The organism is Myxococcus dinghuensis (assembly GCF_024198235.1).
GTDB classification, from domain to species: domain Bacteria; phylum Myxococcota; class Myxococcia; order Myxococcales; family Myxococcaceae; genus Myxococcus; species Myxococcus dinghuensis.
In genome coordinates, this window is the sequence record NZ_JAKCFB010000024.1 from 66001 (window position 1) to 84778 (window position 18778).

Annotated in this window: 8 protein-coding genes; 4 read left to right on the plus strand and 4 right to left on the minus strand. The window is 70.8% G+C overall.

Translation table 11 applies throughout. From position 1 onward, the window contains the following. The first annotated feature begins 67 nt into the window (after nt 1–67). The 3 genes from LZ198_RS27465 to LZ198_RS27475 all read left to right on the plus strand — a co-directional run bounded on the left by LZ198_RS27465 (nt 68) and on the right by LZ198_RS27475 (nt 8568). Nucleotides 68–1483 carry an IgA Peptidase M64 gene (locus LZ198_RS27465; RefSeq protein WP_253975037.1) on the plus strand — a complete coding sequence of 472 codons (1416 nt, stop codon included), beginning with the start codon at nt 68–70 and terminating at the stop codon, nt 1481–1483. Nucleotides 1484–1607: 124 nt separating this feature from the next. Further along, nucleotides 1608–4556, plus strand: coding sequence for a hypothetical protein (locus LZ198_RS27470; RefSeq protein WP_253975038.1), 2949 nt, complete (start codon nt 1608–1610; stop codon nt 4554–4556). Nucleotides 4557–4725: 169 nt separating this feature from the next. Beyond that, nucleotides 4726–8568, plus strand: coding sequence for a putative Ig domain-containing protein (locus tag LZ198_RS27475; RefSeq protein ID WP_253975039.1), 3843 nt, complete (start codon nt 4726–4728; stop codon nt 8566–8568). Nucleotides 8569–8599: 31 nt separating this feature from the next. Here the strand turns inward: LZ198_RS27475 and LZ198_RS27480 are convergent, their stop codons facing one another. The 3 genes from LZ198_RS27480 to LZ198_RS27490 all read right to left on the minus strand — a co-directional run bounded on the left by LZ198_RS27480 (nt 8600) and on the right by LZ198_RS27490 (nt 11097). Further along, nucleotides 8600–9169, minus strand: a complete 570-nt coding sequence (locus tag LZ198_RS27480; protein WP_253975040.1) for a hypothetical protein — start codon at nt 9167–9169, stop codon at nt 8600–8602. A gap of 354 nt (nt 9170–9523) precedes the next feature. Further along, entirely contained in the window at nt 9524–10279 is a 756-nt protein-coding gene (locus LZ198_RS27485; protein WP_253975041.1) for an SIMPL domain-containing protein, read from the minus strand. 179 nt (nt 10280–10458) lie between these two features. Continuing rightward, on the minus strand, nt 10459–11097 hold the full coding sequence (locus LZ198_RS27490; protein ID WP_253975042.1) for a hemerythrin domain-containing protein: 639 nt from the start codon (nt 11095–11097) through the stop codon (nt 10459–10461). Between the two features lie 419 nt (nt 11098–11516). Between LZ198_RS27490 and LZ198_RS27495 the strand changes: the two genes are divergently transcribed. After that, nucleotides 11517–12500, plus strand: a complete 984-nt coding sequence (locus LZ198_RS27495) for a PDR/VanB family oxidoreductase (protein ID WP_253975043.1) — start codon at nt 11517–11519, stop codon at nt 12498–12500. Nucleotide 12501: 1 nt separating this feature from the next. Here the strand turns inward: LZ198_RS27495 and LZ198_RS27500 are convergent, their stop codons facing one another. Beyond that, on the minus strand, nt 12502–18369 hold the full coding sequence (locus LZ198_RS27500; RefSeq protein ID WP_253975044.1) for a two-component regulator propeller domain-containing protein: 5868 nt from the start codon (nt 18367–18369) through the stop codon (nt 12502–12504). Nucleotides 18370–18778 lie beyond the last annotated feature (409 nt).

The following is an 18778-nucleotide window of genomic DNA, read 5'->3' on the forward strand; positions in this document are numbered from 1 at the left end:
GTCTTCTTTTCGGGCCGCGCTTCATCGCTGGCACCACCCCGCCAACCAGCCGCGTAGAGTGCCGCCCATGACGCAAGCCCTACTTGCCCTGCTGCTGGCCACGAGTGCCTCCGCCGCCCCGCGCACCCTCCGCGTGGACTACTTCCACACGGGGAACGCGACCGAGGAGCGCTTCAGCCTCGACAAGGTCGTCATCGAGCCGCTCGCCTGGCCGGGCCATCCCGACCGCACCGTCGATGACACCAACCTCGGCAAGTACCTCTTCGAGGTCCGGGACCGGGACACCAACAAGCTGCTCTTCTCCCGTGGCTTCGCCTCCATCTATGGAGAGTGGGAGCTCACCACCGAGGCGAAGAGCGAGAACCAGACCTTCCACGAGTCGCTCCGCTTCCCCACGCCGGAGCGTCCCGTCCAGGTCCTCCTGAAGAAGCGGGATGCCCAGAACGCCTTCCGCGAGGTGTGGTCGTTCATCGTCGACCCGAAGAGCATGTTCGTGGACCCGTCCTCGCCTCCCGCGCCGGGTCCCGTGCTGAAGCTGCTGGAGAACGGGCCGCCGGAGCAGAAGGTGGACCTGCTCATCCTGGGGGATGGCTACACGGAGGCCGAGCGCGCCAAGTTCGAGAAGGACGCCCGGCGCATGGTGGACATCCTCTTCACCTTCTCCCCGTTCAAGGAGCGCAAGTCCGACTTCAACGTGTGGGGGCTGATGCCCGCCGCGGCCCAGTCCGGCATCTCCCGGCCGTCCACGGGCATCCACCGGCGCTCGCCCGTGGGGGCCACCTATGACGCCTTCGGCAGCGAGCGATACGTGCTCACGTTCGACAACAAGGCGTTCCGCGAGCTGTCCGCCTTCGCGCCCTACGAGTTCGTGGAGATCCTCGCGAACGGCAACACCTACGGAGGCGGTGGCATCTTCGGCCTCTACGGCACCGTGGCCGCCGACAGCCTTTGGGCGCCCTACGTGTTCGTCCACGAGTTCGGGCACCACTTCGCCGGCCTCGCCGACGAGTACTACACCTCCGAGAACGTCTACGCGCCCAGTGCGGACCGGCTGGAGCCCTGGGAGAAGAACGTCACCGCCCTGAAGGACCCGGAGCAGCTCAAGTGGAAGCACCTCGTCGCTCCCGGGACGCCGCTGCCCACGCCCTGGAGCAAGGAGGAGTACGAGACCCACTCCAACAACGTGCAGAAGCAGCGCAAGCAGGTGAGGGCCGAGCGCAAGCCCGAGTCGGAGATGGACGCGCTCTTCATCTCCCAGCGCGACTGGGAGGAGAAGTTCCTCTCCACCCAGAAGTACTCCGGCAAGGTGGGCGCCTTCGAGGGCGCGAACTACGAGGCCCGGGGTTACTACCGACCCCAGCTCGACTGCGTGATGTTCACGCGAGACCGCGTCCCCTTCTGCGCGGTGTGTCAGAGCGCGATCTCCCAGGTCATCGACCTTTACGCGGGTTCGAAGCCCCAGAAGCCACGCAAGACTCCCTGAAAACCAGCCATTCCAAGGCATTCCTGCGTGACATGCCTGTGTCAGCAGGGGAGCCCAGATGGATCCTCTCCAGGTTCAGGTGTAAGGGGGGCAGGTCACAACCTGCATCCCTGGAGGGGACCTCATGCTGAAGCGAAACTGGCTTCCAGCTCTCATGACCGCCGTGCTCGTCACGCTGGGCACGGGCTGTGGAGACGAGTGCGTCGACGAGTTCGACTGTCGTAACGACAAGGGCCAGCCGGCCGAAGGCAAGAAGTGGACCTGCAACGAGGGCTCCTGCGAGCAGGAGAACGTGGACGTCACGCCGACGCCCGACGGTGGATCTGACGGCGGCACCACCGACGGTGGCACCACTGACGGCGGGACGACCGATGGTGGCACCACCGACGGCGGCACGACGGACGGTGGGACGACCGATGGTGGCACCGACGGCGGCACCGAGCCTGTGACCTGCACCCCGGCCTGCGCGTCGGGTGAGATTTGCGACACCAGCTCTGGCGTGGGCGTGTGCAAGACGTGCCGTGACACGGCCACGGGCACCGGTCAGGACGAGGGCTGCTCCGAGACGGCGCCCATCTGCAACATCGCCGCGTCGGGCGGCAAGGGCGCTTGCAAGGCCTGCACGGACACCGCCACGGGCGCGGGCCAGGACAACGGCTGCTCCGCCTCGGCCCCCATCTGCGACACCACCGCGAACAGCGGCGTGGGCGTGTGCAAGGCCTGTGCGGACACCGCCACGGGCGCGGGCCAGGACAACGGCTGCTCCGCCTCGGCCCCCATCTGCGACACCGCCGCGAACAACGGCGCGGGCGCGTGCACGACCTGCTCGGACACCGCCACGGGCGCCGGCCAGGACAACGGCTGCTCCGCCTCGGCCCCCATCTGCGACACCGCCGCGAACAACGGCGCGGGCGCGTGCAAGGCCTGCATGGATACCGCGACGACCCCGGATCTGGGCTGCACGTCCCCCACCAACATCTGCGACACCGCCGCGAACAACGGCGTGGGCCAGTGCAAGGTGTGCGCGGTGATCAGCGGGGAGACCGAGGGCTGCCAGGGCAACCAGACCTGCAACGCCGAGGGCACCGCTTGCGAGGGCTGCGCGGACAACTCCTCCTGCTCCGCCGAGACCCCGGTGTGCCGCACCGACACCGAGCCGACCGTCTGCGTCGAGTGCACGAGCGACAACGCGGGCCGCTGCGACGCGGGCAGGCCTGTCTGCAATGCCAACAACCTGTGTGGCTGCACGGACAACACCCAGTGCGCCGCTGTCCCCGACAGCAACCGCGACGTCTGCAACACCTCCGCCAACAATGGCCGTGGTGAGTGCGCGGTGTGCATCACCAACGCGGAGTGCACGGACCCGAACCGCCCCAGCTGCGACAACGGGACCGCGTGCGTGTGCCACACCAACAGCGACTGTGGCCTGACCCAGGTGTGCAACACCAACACGGGCGCCTGCGAGGCCTCCGGTGGCACGCCCGCCGACACGAGCACCCAGATTACCGCGGTCCTGAATGCAGCGGCTGGGGACGTGAGCCTCCTCATCAATGGTGCGTTCGTCACGTTCATCAAGCCGACCGTCACCGGCAGCGCCGAGGTCAGCGGCTTCTTCCTCCAGGCGGAGGCCAATGGCCCCGCGGTGTACGTCTCCGACGCCACCGCGCTGGGGCAGGTCGCCGTGGGTGACCGCGTCGACCTGACCGTCACCCAGCGTTCCGATCCCACCACCACGGGTACGGCGGGCATGCGGATCGCCCTCGCCGTGACCAACCTCTCGGTCATCAGCCGTGGGCATCCGGTCCAGAATCTGTCGACTGCGACGCCCGCGGGCCTGAAGGCCGACGTCTCGGCCGCGACCGATCTGGCCACCGCAGACACCTACGAGTCCAAGCTCGTGTCTTTCTCGGGGAGCATCGCCGGCGCGGCTGGCGGCTCGGGTGCTGGCTTCACTGGTTTCCCCATCACCACGGCTGGAATGCAGGCGACCGCCACCAACCTCCGGCTGCGCGTGCCCAGCACGCTCGTGAGCGACCTGGAGGTCGTTCAGGGATGCCAGTTCACCGTGACCACGGGAGCGACGTGGCGCTTCAACGCCGTGACGCAGCCGTCTGTCTTCAACTCCTCGCAGTTCAGCGTGAACTGCCCGGCGCCCAAGCTCGTCTCGGCGGCGGCGCGCAGCGCGACGTCGGTGCTGCTCACGTTCGACCGCAAGATCGCGCCCGCGTCCGTGCAGGCCTCTGATTTCAGCATCAACGGCCTCACCATCACGGAGGCTTCCGTTGATGGGCTGAGCGTGCTCCTCACCACGGCGTCCCAGATCAGCGGGAACGACTACACCGCGACGGTGTCGGGTGAAGTGCTCGACCTCGCGGGCAAGCCTGTTGCCGCTCCGAACAACACCGCGGCGTTCAAGGGCTACCGCGCCACGGCCGTGCTTCGCATCACGGAGGTGCAGCCCAACATGTCCGGCAGTAAGGACCTGGTGGAACTCGTGGCCCTGACGGGTGGCTCGACGAACGGGATTGTCCTCCAGCAGGACGTGAATTCGCCCACGGTGCTCGCCACGTTCCCCGACATCACGGTCGCGGCCAACGACATCATCGTCGTGCACATCGCCGAGGCGACCACGTACGAGAGTGAGACCACTTCCAAGACCCAGTTCCCGACCGAAACGAACCCGGTGAACTACGACACCGCCTGGGACATCAAGGGCGGGGCCACCGGTATCACCTTCTCCAGCCGCATCGTGCTGGTGAAGAGCGCCGCCGGGGACATCATGGACGCGGTTCCGTTCGCCAGGACTGCGGGCACTCCTCCCGCAGCGTTCCCTGGCAATGTGCAGGCCATCCAGGCTGCGGGGCAGTGGCTGCCCGCCGACTGCGGCGGCGCGCTCTGCACCACGAACTCTACGCCGACCGCTGCCGCGATCTCCGCGGATTGGTCGAACATCCCGGCCACGGGTTCCGTGACGCCCGCGTCGGTCACCGTGCGCCGCATCAGCACCACGGACACGAACACCAAGGACGACTGGGCAGTGGGTGCCCCCTCCTGGGGCGTGGCCAACCCGTAGTCAGGGGATGAGTCACTGAAACATCCGGCCGCGGTCCCTTCGGGGGCCGCGGCCTTTTTCATGCGTCCACGTCACGGCGAGCCCTTGAGTTGCTGTCACCCTGGGTGATTACAGTGCGGACTCTTCCGAGAGCGACGACCTGCTTCCGCTCTCCTGGATTGGAGCTCCCATGCAGCTCACCCGCGCCCTCGCGCTCCTGCTCACCCTGCTGCTGACCGCATGTCCTGGCTCCAAGCCCAGCCCCCCATCGGGCCCTGAACAGGACGCGGGCACACGCGATGGTGGCGACACCATCCTCACGCTCGACACCACGTCCCTCGCCGACGCCTACCTCGGTGATGCCTACGCGGCCACGTTCACCGCCTCCGGCGGCAAGGCCCCGCGCAACTGGCACGTCGCGCCAGAGGCGCTCCCCGCGGGTCTCCAACTCGACCCCGCCTCTGGCCACCTCTCCGGTACCCCCACCGCCTCGGGCACCTTCTCCCTCGCGGTCTCCGTCCAGGACGCCTCCGGCGCCTCCGCCTCACGCGACCTCTCGCTCTCCGTCTTCCCTTCCCCCGCCATCACCAGCGCCCCACTTCCGCTCGGCGTCATCGGCGTCCCCTACTCCGCCCTCATCGACATCAGCGGCGGACGTGCCCCGCTGAGCCTCCACGTCACCACGGGCACCCTGCCCCCAGGACTCTCCCTCGACGGTCCTTCGCTCTCGGGCACGCCCACCAGCGCCACCACCGCGACGTTCACCCTCCAGGTCCGTGACGCCAACGGCCACGTGGCCTCCGCGAGCTTCGAGCTCTCCATCCGAGACGGCATCACCATCCCCCTCGCCACCCTCCCGGATGGCTACACGGACGCCTCCTATCGCCACCCCCTCTCCGCCATCGGCGGCAAGGCGCCCTACACCTGGGCCCTCGTCCGAGGCGCACTGCCCCAAGGCCTCTCGCTCCAGGACTCGGGCCTCGTCGAGGGCACGCCGGCCGCTCCCGGCACCGCCACGTTCAGCGTCCGCGTCACCGACGCCGCCGGCGCCACCGACACCCGCGAGCTGAGCCTCACCGCGTACCTCCCGCCCCTCCTCTCCGCCCCGTCCGCCTCGAGCGCCTATACCCAGGACTCCGTCGCCGTCGTCCTCCAGGCCTCGCAGGGCAAGGGGCCCTTCGTCTTCAGCGCCTCCGGCACCACGCCCCCAGGGCTCACGCTCTCCCCCGAGGGACTGCTCCACGGCCAGCCCTCCCAGGCCGGCGCCTTCTCCTTCGAAGCCTCCGCCCGCGATGCCAACAACCGCATCGCCTCGCGCGCCATCACCTTCACCGTCCACGCCCGTCCGGCCATCACCACCCTCACGCTGCCAGACGCCACCACGGGACAGAGCTACACCCAGCCGCTCGCCGCCACCGGCGGACAGGGCGCCCTCTCCTGGAAGCTCGCGTCGGGTGCCCTTCCCTCGGGCCTCTCGCTCGGCGCGAACGGGGGCATCAGCGGCACGCCCACCACCGCCGGCACCGCGTCGTTCACCATCACCGTCACCGACGGAGGCGGACGCGCCGACAGCCGCACGCTGTCGCTCGCCGTCTACGGTCCGCCGCTCATCACCCCACCCACGCTCGCGGACGGCTACGTGACGACGCCCTACTCCGCCACCGTCAGCGCCTCCGGCGGCCGAGCCCCCTACACCTGGAGCCTCGCCTCCGGCACCCTCCCCACCGGCCTCACCCTCGCGCCCGGCACCGGCGCCATCTCCGGCACGCCCGGCTCGACCCCGTCCTCCGCCTCGTTCTCCCTCCGCGTCACCGACAGCGGCGGTCGCGCCTCTGTGCAGGGCTACCAGCTCCACGTCCTCGCGCAGCCCACCATCGGCGGTGTCTCCACCACGCTGAGCGCCTACGTCTCCACCTCCTTCAGCGCGACCTATGTCGCCTCCGGAGGTCGGAGCCCCTACTCCTTCTTCACCAACAGCACGCTGCCGTCCGGGCTCACCCTCGCCGCGTCCGGAGCGCTGACGGGCACGCCCACCCTGACGGGGACCTCCTCGGGCACCGTCCTCGTCTCCGACGCCAACGGCCGCACCACCTCGTACCCGTTCGCCATCACCGTCTACACACTCCCCTCCATCACCACGAGCAACCTGTCCGAGGCGTGGAGCGGCGAGTCCTACTCGGAGGCCCTCGCGGCCACCGGCGGCAAGTCCCCGTACACGTGGAGCGTCTCCAGCGGCGCCCTCCCCACCGGCCTCTCCCTCTCCAGCACCGGCGCCATCACCGGTGTCACCACATCCGGCGCGTCGACCTTCACCGCCCAGGTCACCGACGCCAATGGCCGCTCCGCCGAGCGCACCTTCACGCTCTCCGTCTACCTGCCGCCCACCGTGACGACCTCCGTCCTGCCGTCCGCCACCGTCGGACAGCCCTACACCACCACCCTCGCCGCCTCGAACGGACGCCCGCCCTTCACCTGGAGCGCCGTCGGCGCGCTGCCGGCGGGCATCACCCTCTCGTCCAGCGGGAGCCTCTCCGGCACCCCGACCCTCACGGGCACCACCTCCTTCACCGTCGTCGCACAGGACGCGCGCGGGACGTCGGCCTCGCGCCCCCTGTCACTCGTCGTCAGCACCTCGGGCCAGCTCTTCACCGTGGGCCAGTGGAACCTCGAGTGGTTCGGCGCGGACAACCTGGGCCCGCCCGACGACCTCCAGCTCTCCCGAGCACGCGACATCCTCCTCGACACCGGCGCCAACCTCTGGGGCTTCGTCGAGATGGTGGACTCCCAGGACTTCGCCACCCTCAAGTCCCAGCTCCCCGGCTACAGCGGCTTCCTCGCCAACGACACGACCTACGTCCCCGGCGGCGCCTCCTGGTACACGACGGGCGAGCAGAAGCCCGGCATCCTCTACGACAGCACGCTCACCCTCAGCGGCGCGCAGCTCATCCTCACCGAGAGCGCCTTCTCCTTCGGCGGCCGGCCACCCCTGCGCGTCGACCTGGTCACGAGCATCCACGGCGCGCCGGCGACCCTGGTCGTCATCGTCATGCACATGAAGGCCTTCTCCGACGTGGACTCCTATACCCGTCGGCAGGAGGCCAGCATCGCGCTCAAGGCGTACCTCGACGCCCTGCCCTCCACCACGCGCGTCTTCGTCCTCGGCGACTGGAACGACGACGTGGACGTGTCCATCACCCGCAGCAACGGCGTCTACCTGCCCACGCCCTTCGAGAACTTCCTCTCCGACAGCACCCACTACACCTTCATCACCCGGGAGCTCTCCCTGCGCGGAGAGCGCACCACCGTCGAGTACCGCGACGCCATCGACCACACGCTCGTCAGCGACGACCTCGTCCCGGCCTACGTCACCAACTCCGTCCGCGTCCTACGCCCCGACGCCACCTACCCCGACTACGTCGACACCGTCAGTGACCACTACCCCGTCATCAGCCGCTACGACTTCGGCAACGGCGGCCCCTCCAATCCGGACGGCGGCACGCCCACGGACGGCGGCACGCCCACCGATGGAGGCACGGGCTCACCGCCCGTCGTGTTCATCAACGAGGTGCTCGCCAACGAGCCCGCCCTGCCCAACGCCGACGGCGGCACCACGCCCGACACCCACTACGAGTTCGTCGAGCTGGTCAACACGGGCGGCTCTCCCGCGGACCTGTCCGGCTGGACGCTCTGGGACTCCACCACCACCCGCCACGTCTTCGCGCCAGGAACCGTGGTCGCCCCAGGCAAGGCCTACGTCGTCTTCGGCGGCCCTCGGGGATTCCCACCGGGCACGCCCAACACCGTGGCCGCGTCCACCGGGCAGCTCGGCCTCAACAACACCGGCGACGCCGTGAGCCTGCGCGCCGCGGACGACACCGTCGTGGACATCCTCACCTACGGCAGCACCGTGGACAACGTGTCCATCAACCGGGACCCCGACACCACGAGCGGCGCCGACTTCATCCTGCACACCCTCCTCAACCCGGCCCTGACCTCCTCACCCGGACGGCGCGCGGACGGCACCTCGTTCTAGCCCGCGCAGGAGGGCGCGGTGCCCCGCGCCCTCAACGGCTCGACTCCACGCTCTGCGTGCTCCGCTCGCGGGCCCGTCGTTCGCGGACCTCCTGCTCGGTGGGAATCAGGGAGTCGGCGCGTGGGACGACCGTCACCTCCCGCGCCACCCAGCCTCCGGGGCCGTCGTCGTACGTCACGTCGACGGGGTCTCCTTCCTTCATCGCCGCCAGCCCCACCGGGTGCCCGTTCAGCAGCAACCGCGTGGCCTGCACCACGCCGACGTCCCGCTCCGCCCCTTGCGCGTCGCGGATGAGCAGCTCGTTGTCTCCCACCCACGCCACGGAGCCATGGAAGCTCCCCGTGGGGGCGGGCTTGCCCGAGCCCCCCTGCCCCAGCTCCCCCACCCCTTGCTGCTCCGGGCCTCGCAACGCGTCGGGATCCGGAGCCCGCTCTCGGGAGGCCACCAGGTCCCGCATCAACGCCGAGCGTCGCTCACGGTCGTCCGCCGAGGGGATTCCTCCCCCACGATGGCCCCCGTCCCGCTGCTCTCCGCAGCCCGCTCCCAGCACGCCCATGGCGAGCGCCGCCAGGAACAGCACTCCACGACCCGCGCGGTCCATCGTCCCGTGACCTCCTGCCGACCCGTCGGCTCGAGTTGCTCGCGCATCGACGCCCCCCACCTCCTTCCCACCCCTCGTCAACATGAGGACGGTCCAGGCAGCCGAGAACCCGGGAGACCCATGCCCCCAGCCCCACAGCCCGATGGACTGTCGGCACGGCGCCGCGCGGCCCGCCCGCCCCTCCACCAGGCTGCTCGTGCGAGCCGGCGCGACCGAGCGCGAGGACCCCCGACGATAGGGGCCCGGGCTGACATCCGAGCGAGGCCCCGCTCCCCCGAAAAAGCGAACGCGGGCGGCGATGACTCGCCACCCGCGTCCCGGTGCCACCCAAGCGACTTCGTCAGGAAGCGGCGCTCAGCGCGCGGCCTCGATGAGGTAGACGAGCGTCACCTTCGCCTGCACCGTCTGCTCCTCCGGCTGGATGGGCGTGGCCACCCGCGCGTCCGACGCCATCTCCGCCATCGCGAAGCGGGCCGGGTAGAACTGCGGCGGCTCGGCCACCGTGCTCGCGTCCACCACCGCGCCCAGCTTCACGCCCAGCGACGCGGCCAGCACCTCGGCGGACTTGCGGGCCCGCGCCACCGCCTGGCGCAGCGCCTCACCCTGCACCGCGTCCTGCCTGGCCAGGCCGAAGCGCACGTTGTCCACGCGGTTGGCGCCCGCGGCCAGGGCCTGGTCCAGCAGGCTGCCCACGCGCGACAGCTCCGTGACGTGGACGCTCACCACGTTGCTCACGCGGTAGCCCTTCAGCTTCGGCTCCGTCTCGTTCGGCGCCGGGGGCGCGTAGTCGGGGTACACCGAGTAGTTGCGCGTCTGGATGTCCTTGCGGTTGATGCCCGCGGACGTCAGCGCCGCAATCACCTTCTCCATCTTCTTCGCGTTCTGCTCGCCCGCCGCCTTCGCGTTGGGGGCCAGCGTCTCCACGGCCAGGTCGATGAAGGCCTCGTCGGGCTGCGCCTTCACCTCGCCGGTGCCCTCCACGCGCAGGGTGCGCAGGGACGCGTCGAACGCGGGACGCGGGGGCGGCGGCGCGGGCTGGGCCACGGCGCCCAGCGAGGTGAACAGGGCCGCGGTGAGCAACAGGGAACGCAGGGATCGGGTCTGGAGCATGGCGCCTCCTTGGGGCGGGGGTATCCGGTACCGCGGGTGTCGTGGTGCCGCTTCCTTACCCTCTAGGACGGACCCTTTCCGCCAACATTCACGTGCCCGCCATGACTTTCCTCGCCGCGGGGAACACGGCGGCCTTCGCTCGGAGGAAGGCCGCTCGTCCCACTCGTGGGACCGCTCGCTCAGGGACTGGCGGCGTCTCCCGCGTCGTACAGGGAGGGCTTGGGCGACTTGTCCGTCCGGCCCGTCACCTCACGCACCTTGGAGGTCGCCTTGCGGCGCGCGGCGCGCAGGGCGTCCCGGCCCATGTCCATCACCGCCGACACGGCCCCCGCGACCAGGTTGCCCGGCGGCGTGTCCGGCGCGAGCGGGTGCGGGTGCGTGGGCGCCGTCTTCTTCGCGCTCTCCAACAGCGAGCCCAGCGCGCGCAGCTCCTGTGGACGGAAGGCCTTCTTCACCTCCGGGAACAGCGTGCCCTCCTCCTCGAGCACGTGCGCGCGGACGTTCTCCATCAGCACCCGCACCTTCGCGTCGAAGCGCTCCGCGTCCGGCCGCAGGTCGTCGAGCTCCGACAGGAGCCACTTCACGACGTGGTGCTCCTCCAGCGAGCGCAGCACCTCGTGCAGGAGCGGCACCGAGCGGGCCCGGACCGCCGGGTAGAAGACCTGCTCCTCGATGGCCGAGTGGATGGACAGCTCGAGCACCATCTGGTCCACCAGCCTGCGCTTCAACTTGTGGGCGTTGGGGCCCGTCTTCTCGAACTTGCGGAAGAGCTGTTCCACCGTCTTGTGGTCCGCCTTCAGCAACGCGATGGCATCCATGTGGTTCGCCTCCTGTCCGGCCCACCCGGGCCCTCGTCCGCGTCGCGAGGCACAAGGCGCCCGGCGCGACATGTCCCGAATGGTGGGGACGGCCCCTTTGCGATGCTGGAGCAACGGGGACATGGCCCGGCCTCCCGCGCGCCCGGCGAGCGACCGGGCGACGATGGACTGTCGTCGCGCCCACGTCCGCCCCACTCCCGGGGGGCGGGCTGCCCTCTGGAGGAAGCCCCCTTCACCTTTCCGGGAAGCACGGAGGCGTGGGTGGGGCCCCCGGGCCTCCTGGCGAGGGGCGCAGGGTGGCGAGGGCGACGGAGCGGCCGTCCTCCAGGGCAGTCCCACGCCGCCCCACCTCTGCGCAATGTGCGCCCGTCGGGACGAAGAGAGAGGCATCGCAGGGTGACGGGGAGAGGGGAAGCGCTGTGAACATCGTGATGAATGACGTGTTGCGCGTCAGGGTGGCTCGCATCACCCAGGAAGCGGCGGGCATCCGCTCCTACGAGCTGATGAGCGAGGAAGCCGAACCGCTTCCCTCCTTCGAGGCCGGCGCACACATCGACGTGCGAGTGCCCGGAGCGGACGCGTCACTGCGCTCGTACTCGCTCTGCAACGACCCGCAGGAGACGCACCGCTACGTCATCGCGGTGCAGCGCGAGGAGGCCGGCCGCGGCGGCTCGCGCGCCATGCACGAGCAGGTCCGCGAGGGCGACGTGCTGGTGGTCAGCCGACCCCGCAACGATTTCCCCCTGCTCTTCGCGCGCAGCTACGTGCTCGTCGCGGGAGGCATCGGCATCACGCCGCTGCTGGCCATGGCGCGGCAGCTCCAGCGCACGGGCGCCCGGTATCGGCTGTACTGCTGCGTCCGCGAGCCCGAGCGCGCCGCGTTCCGCGCGCTGCTGTCAGCGCCCCCCTTCGACGACAAGGTGCTCTTCCACTTCGACGGCGGAGACGCCGCCAAGGGATTGGACCTGGATGCGCTGCTCTCCACGCGCGAGCCGGGCTCGCGGCTCTACTGCTGCGGCCCCGCCGGACTGATGAAGGCCGTGCGCGAGACGGCGACGCGCCACCGCTGGCCCTGGGAGAAGGTCCACTTCGAATCGTTCTCCGCGGAGGGCACGAGCGCCGCCTCCGGAAAGGAGGACCAGGAGTTCGAGGTGACCATCCGCAGCACCGGGCAGGTGCTGAGCGTGCCCAAGGGACAGTCCGTGCTCAACATCCTGCGCCGCAACGGGCTGCGCGTCCCCAGCGAATGCGAGGCGGGTTCGTGCGGGACCTGCGTCACCCGCGTCTGCGAGGGACAGGTCGAGCACCGGGACACGTTCTTCCAGGACGAGCGCGCGAGCGACCAGCGCATGCTCGTCTGCGTGTCCCGCGCCCGCTCGAAGCGCCTGGTGCTGGACCTGTGACTCAGGCGGCCCAGCCGGAGGACTCCCGACGCGAGCGGGCCACCTCCTCGCGGATGAGTCCCCGCAGGGCCTCCGGGTCGAACGGCTTCTCCACGCGCGGGTTCTCCACGCGCTCCAGGAAGTTGCGCGCCGTCGGCGTGAAGGCGCCTCCGGTGATGAACACCACGCGCTCCGCCACCGCGGGGACCGTGCGACGCAGGGCCTCGTACAGGTCCATGCCGGTCATCTCCGGCATCATCAGGTCGCAGAGCACCACGTCGTAGCGAGGGGGCTCCGGCTGGAGCAGCCGCTCCAGCGCCTGACGCGCGCCCACCGCCACGTCGACGTCGTTCTCGCGCGCCAACGTGCGGCGGATGGCGCCACTCACCAGCGCATCGTCGTCCACCACGAGCACCCGGCCCCGGACCGGGCGCGGTGGAGACTCCGCCTCCACGGGCGCCGCGCCGCCGGGTGGAGTGTCCACCGCGGGAGGTGCCCCCGCGCCTGGGGACGATGAAGCCGGCCTCCAGTCCGAGGTCCACGGCTCCGAGCCTGTCGACTGCACGGACGCGTGCTCGTGCGCGCTTCGCATCGACGCGCCTTGGGGGTCATCGCCTCGCGCACCGGCCGGGTGGTTCGCGGATGCGTGTTCGACGACACCGGGCCCCGTCGGGTATCCCGTCGCTCCCACGGTTCGCTCCAGCACGGGGTGCCCGGTCGCATCCGTGGGGACTGTCGGGTGACCCGTCGCGCCGGAGGTCCGCTCCGTCACCGAGCGACCGCCTGCATCCAGGGGCACCGACGGGTACTCCGTCACGCCCAGGGTCCGCTCCACCACGTAACGTCCCGTGGCATCCGCGGACACGGTCATGTGCCCCGCCGAAGAACCTGCCAGCGCTTGTGGGGCCCGCGTTCCAGCACTGTCGTCCAGGGAGCGCGCAGTGGAGTGCTCGGGCGATGGTGCGTGACCCGTGGCCCCTGTGCCCCGCTCCGCCACGGAGTCTGCTCGGGAGCGCTGCGGTTCCAGCGGACCAGCGGCCATCGCTCCCGAGGTCCGTTCCGTCACGGGACGCTCGGCGGCATCGATGGAGCCCCGCGCGGCGCCCATCGCTCCAGGGGTCCTCTCCGTCAGCGAGTGGCCGCCTGCGCCCATCGGGACCGTTGGCGCTCCCGCTGCGCCAGAGCCTCGCTCCGCCACAGCGTGACCACCTGTGACTTCCAGCTCCGTTGGCGCTCCCGTTGCGCCAGGGGTCCGCGTCATCACCGAGCGATCTGCGAAACTCGTGGGCACGGTCGGAGGGCCCATCACACCCGCGCTTTCCGCGGGACTCGTCTGGTTCGATGGAACGCCCATCGAGCCAGAAGTCCTCTCCGCGACGGGGCGGCCTGCCGAATCCATCGACACGGACGGGACGCCCATCGTTCCGGAGGTCCGCTCCGTCACCGCGCGCCCTGCCGCATCCACGGAGGTGGGCGGGACACTCGCCGCTCCGAACGTCCTCTCCGCCGCATCCCTGGACAGGCTCGGGGTGCCCATCGCTCCGGGGCTCGGCTCCGTCATCGCGCGGCCTGCCGAATCCATCGACACGGACGGGACGCCCATCGTTCCGGAGGTCCGCTCCGTTACCGCGCGACCTGCCGCATCCACGGGGGTGGATGGAACACCCGCCGCTCCGAACGCCCTCTCCGCCGCATCCCTGGACAGGCTCGAGGTGCCCATCGCTCCAGAGGTCCGCTCCGTTGCCGCGCGACCTGCCGCATCCACGAAGGTGGTCGGCACGCCCATCGCTCCAGAAGTCTGCTCCGTCACTGAGCGACCTGCCGCATCCACGAAGGTGGTCGGCACACCCATCGCTTCGGAGGTCCGCTCCGTCACTGAGCGACCTGCCGCATCCAAGAAGGTGGTCGGCACACCCATCGCTCCAGACGTCTGCTCCGTTTCCGGACGACCCGTGCCCGCTACGGCCGGCGACGGATACGCCATCGTTCCAGAGGTCCGTTGCGTCACTGAACGCCCCGTCGACTCCACGGAGCGCATCGGGTCCGAGGTCGACTCCGACGCAAAGCGCCCCGTCGTATCCACTGACGCCGCTGGGACTCCCATCGCCCCCGAAGTCCGCTCTGTGACCGAGCGCCCTGCCCTCTCCTCGGACACCATAGGGACACCTGTCGTGCCTGAGGTCCGCTCGGTCACCGCGCGCCCAGTCGTGTCCGGCACCACGGGCACACCCGTCGTGCCTGAGGTCCGCTCGGTCACCGCGCGCCCAGTCGTGTCCGGCACCACGGGCACACCCGTCGTGCCCGAGGTCCGCTCCGTCACCGCGCGCCCAGTCGAACCGGACACCACGGGCGCACTCATCGTGCCCGAGGTCCGCTCCGTCACCGCGCGGCCCGGGCGCGAGTGTTCATCCACCGTGGGAATCCCCGTCGGAGACGACACGCGCTCCGTCACCGCCCTCGACGCCTCGCCCACCGTGGGAATCCCCGTCGGAGACGACACGCGCTCCGTCACCGTCCGCGACGCCTCGCCCACCGTGGGAATCCCCGTCGGAGACGAGGGGCGCTCCGTCACCGAGCGATTCCCCATCACCGGATAGCCACTCGCCGACAGCCGCTCGCGCACGCCCCGGCCATTGGCCTCCAGCGACGGGCGCGAGTCCCTCGGGCGGCCCAGCACGTCCGAAGCGGACCGCGGCGCCTCCTTCGCCCGCCGCAACATCAGGCGGAACACCGACCCCTTCCCCAGCTCGCTCTCCACGGAGATGGACCCGCCCATCGCCGTCACGTACGCGTGGCACAGCGACAACCCCAGCCCCGTGCCCACACCCACCGGCTTCGTCGTGTAGAACGGGTCGAAGATGCGGCCCAGCGACTCCGGCGCAATCCCACTCCCCGTGTCGCGCACCTCCGCCACCGCCCACCCCTCCGGCCCCGCGCGCGTGACGAGCCGCACCTCGTTCTCCTCCGCGCGCCCCTCCGGCAACGCCTGCGCCGCGTTGATGAGCAGGTTCAGGAACACCTGCGCCAACCGCGCCTCGTTCCCCTCCACCCACGTCACGTCGCCGTAGTCCCGCACCACCTTCGCGCGCGGACGCAGCTCGCCCATCGCGATCTTCACCGCGGAGTCGAGCACCTCCGCCAGCTCCACCGGCCCCTGCTTCTCGTCGTCCGGCCGGGAGAACGTCTTCAAGTCCCGCACGATGCGCCGCACGCGGTCCGCGCCATGCAACGCCTCGCGCAGCGCCTGGCTCACCTCCCGCAACCTCGGCCCCGCGTCGCGCCGGTCCCCCAGCTCCTTCGCGAGCGCATCCGACTCCTCGCTCGCGTGCTCCAGGTTCGACACGATGTACGCCAGCGGGTTGTTGATTTCGTGCCCCACGCCCGCCGCGAGCTGCCCCACCGCCGCCATGCGCCCGGCCTGCACCAGCTGCGCCTGCGTCTGCCGCAGCGTGCGCACGTTCGACTCCAGCTCCTCGTTCGCCCGCGCCAGCTCCCGCGTGCGCTCCTGCACACGCGCCTCGAGCCACCGCTCGCGCGCCTTCAACTGCCCCACGCGCAGCAGGTACACGCTGACGCCCAGCATCCCCATCCCCAGCACGAACAGCGCCCAGAAGTCCGTGCGCTGCCAGAGGCTCGGCTCCAGCAGGACTTCGAGCGTCACCGGCTCCGTCCACTGCCCGTCGCGCCCCTCCGCCTGCACCTCGAAGCGGAAGCGCCCCGGCCGCAGCCCCGTGTACGTCGCCCGGCGCACCTCCGCCTTCACCCAGCCGTCGTCATGCCCCACCAGCCGGTAGCGGAACGGCAGCCGCGCCGCGTCCCCCGGCGTGAACGCCGTGAAGCGGATGTCCAGCCGCGAGCCATCCGGCCGCAGCTCCACCGGACTCACCACCTCCACCGGCTGCCCCTGGACCCGCACCTCCTCGATGCGGACCTCCGGCGCCTGACGGCTGGCGCTCAGGCGCACCGGGTCCACGACGATGGCGCCTTGAATCGTGGTGAACCACAGCCGCCCGTCCCGCCCCCGCCACCCCGAAGGCTGCGTGTTGCCGTTGCACTCCGCGCTGCGCATGCCGTCGCGCTGGTCGAAGCCCATGGCCTGCAACCGCGAGCGCTTGCCGTCCGCCACGTCGTCCAGCTCGCGCCGCGACACGCGGGACACGCCCTTGTTGCTGCTCATCCACAGGTGCCCGTCACCGTCCGACACGATGCTGAACACCGCGTCGTCGTACAGCCCCTGCTGCGACACCGTGTAGCGCGTCCACGCGCCCTCCCGCCACCGCCCCAGCCCCGACTCCGTCCCCACCCACACCGTGCCGTCCGGGTCCGCCAGCAGCGCCAGCACCACCTCGCCCGGCAGCCCGTCCTTCACCGTGAAGCGACGCAGCCCCTTGCCCTCCTCGTGGCGCCACAGCCCGCCCTCGGAGCCGAACCACATCGCGCCGGACGCGTCCTCGGCCATGACGATGATGGGGTGGATGAGCCCCTGCCGGGGCCCGAACACCGTGACGTCGCCATTGCGCACCCGCGCCAGCCCCTTGCGCGTGCCGAACCACGCGCTGCCGTGCGAGTCGATGAGCATCGCCGTCACGACGTCGTCCGGCAGCCCCTGCGTGAGCGCCGTGCGCACGAACCGCTGGCCGTCGTACTGGAACGCGCCGGCGTTGGAGCCCACCCACAGCGCCCCGTCCGGCGCCTCGTGCAGCGCGGTGATGACCGCGTCCGCCCCACCGCCGAAGTCGTCCACGTGCTGGATGCGCCCGTCGCGCAGCCGGAACAGCCCTCCCCCCACGGTGCCGAACCACACCGTGCCGCCGCGGTCCTCCAGCACCGTGCTGACCGTCTCGTTCGACAGGCCCTCCGGGATGCCGTACGTCGCGAACGGCCCGTCGCGCAGCCGGAACAGGCCCGAATACGTGCCCACCCAGAGGTTGCCGTCGCGGTCCTCGAGCAGCGACAGCACCTCCGCGTCCGCCAGCCCCGCGCCGTGCAGCGGCGAGCTGAAGCCGTCCGACTCGCGCCGCACCAGGCCGCCGCGCCGCGTGCCCACCCAGAGGTTGCCCCGGCTGTCCGACAGGAGCGAGGTGACGCCCGCGGGCAGGCCATCCACGCCGGTGAAGCGCCGCGCCACGGTCCCGTTCCACGACACGAGCCCGGACTCCGTGCCCATCCACAGGACGCCCGCAGCGTCCCGGAACAGCGCCGTCACCTCCGGCCGCGCGTCCGGACCGGGCACGGGGAACGGGTGGGGCTCCAGCTGTCCGCCCGTCATCAACGCCACGCCGGCCTTCGTCCCCACCCACAGCCGGTTGTCGCCGCCTGCGTGCGCCAGCGCGGTGATGGTCGAGGAGGGCAGCCCATCCACCTCCGTGTACTGGCGCGCCACGCCTCCCGACAGCGGCACCTGCCACAGCCCGCCCGTGGTGCCCACCCACAGCACGCCCTCGCCCACCAGCAGCTCCTCGACGCGCACGCCCTCCAGCGGCGCGGAGGCGCCCGGGGCGCGCTCGAAGCGGCCGTTGGCGTACGTCACCAGGCCCTGGTCCGTGCCCACCCACAACACGCCGGTGGCGTCCTCCGCGAGCGCCTTGATGGTGTGGTTGCGCAGCTCCGGCGTGTTGCGCTTGTCGAACACGACGAAGCGCGCGCCGTCGAAGCGCGCCAGCCCCTCCCACGTGCCCAGCCACAGGTAGCCGTCACGCGTCTGCGCCAGCGACAGCAGGCTGTTCTGCGGCAACCCATCGTCGCTGCGCCAGGAGTCCTGGCTGAACTGGGAGACACGGCGTTGCGGGTCCAGGGCATGGCCGGGCCGCGCCAGGACGAACCCGACGACGAAGACAAGCCCGACGAATCCGCGCCACACCGCGCGGAGCCGATGCCCCGTGTTGACCATGCCGCTCCCCAGTGTCCGGCAGAAATGCCCGGGAGGCCAAACCCCCGGCATTCACGGATAGTGGAACGTTGGTCATAACGGCCTCGGCGACAGCGGCGGGGGACCACCTTCCCCCCCTCGACATCCAAACTTCCCCCCGCCGCTGTCGCCTCGTACGCCACCACCGCCGGCCCCAAGAGCCGTGCTCCCGGAAAGCCGGGGCCATGGCCCGAGCGCTCATCGCGTCGAGGCTCCGGTGGTGGAGGGAGTCTCGCCGCATCGCGCTGGGAGGAAGATGGGAGGTGGCGTATTCCCGCGCCACTGCGGGAAGGAGACAGCAGTCACGTCCCCCGGTGTGCCCAGGCGGCCCGGCGGCGCATGGCCTTCCCGCCCGGCCTCGGTCAGGTCCCGACGACGCGGCGGCCTACGC

Coding starts and splice junctions, on each gene's coding strand:
- LZ198_RS27465 (WP_253975037.1), top strand. CDS start 68: ATGACGCAAGCCCTACTTGCCCTGCTGCTGGCCACGAGTGCCTCCGCC.
- LZ198_RS27470 (WP_253975038.1), top strand. CDS start 1,608: ATGCTGAAGCGAAACTGGCTTCCAGCTCTCATGACCGCCGTGCTCGTC.
- LZ198_RS27475 (WP_253975039.1), top strand. CDS start 4,726: ATGCAGCTCACCCGCGCCCTCGCGCTCCTGCTCACCCTGCTGCTGACC.
- LZ198_RS27480 (WP_253975040.1), bottom strand. CDS start 9,169: ATGGACCGCGCGGGTCGTGGAGTGCTGTTCCTGGCGGCGCTCGCCATG.
- LZ198_RS27485 (WP_253975041.1), bottom strand. CDS start 10,279: ATGCTCCAGACCCGATCCCTGCGTTCCCTGTTGCTCACCGCGGCCCTG.
- LZ198_RS27490 (WP_253975042.1), bottom strand. CDS start 11,097: ATGGATGCCATCGCGTTGCTGAAGGCGGACCACAAGACGGTGGAACAG.
- LZ198_RS27500 (WP_253975044.1), bottom strand. CDS start 18,369: ATGGTCAACACGGGGCATCGGCTCCGCGCGGTGTGGCGCGGATTCGTC.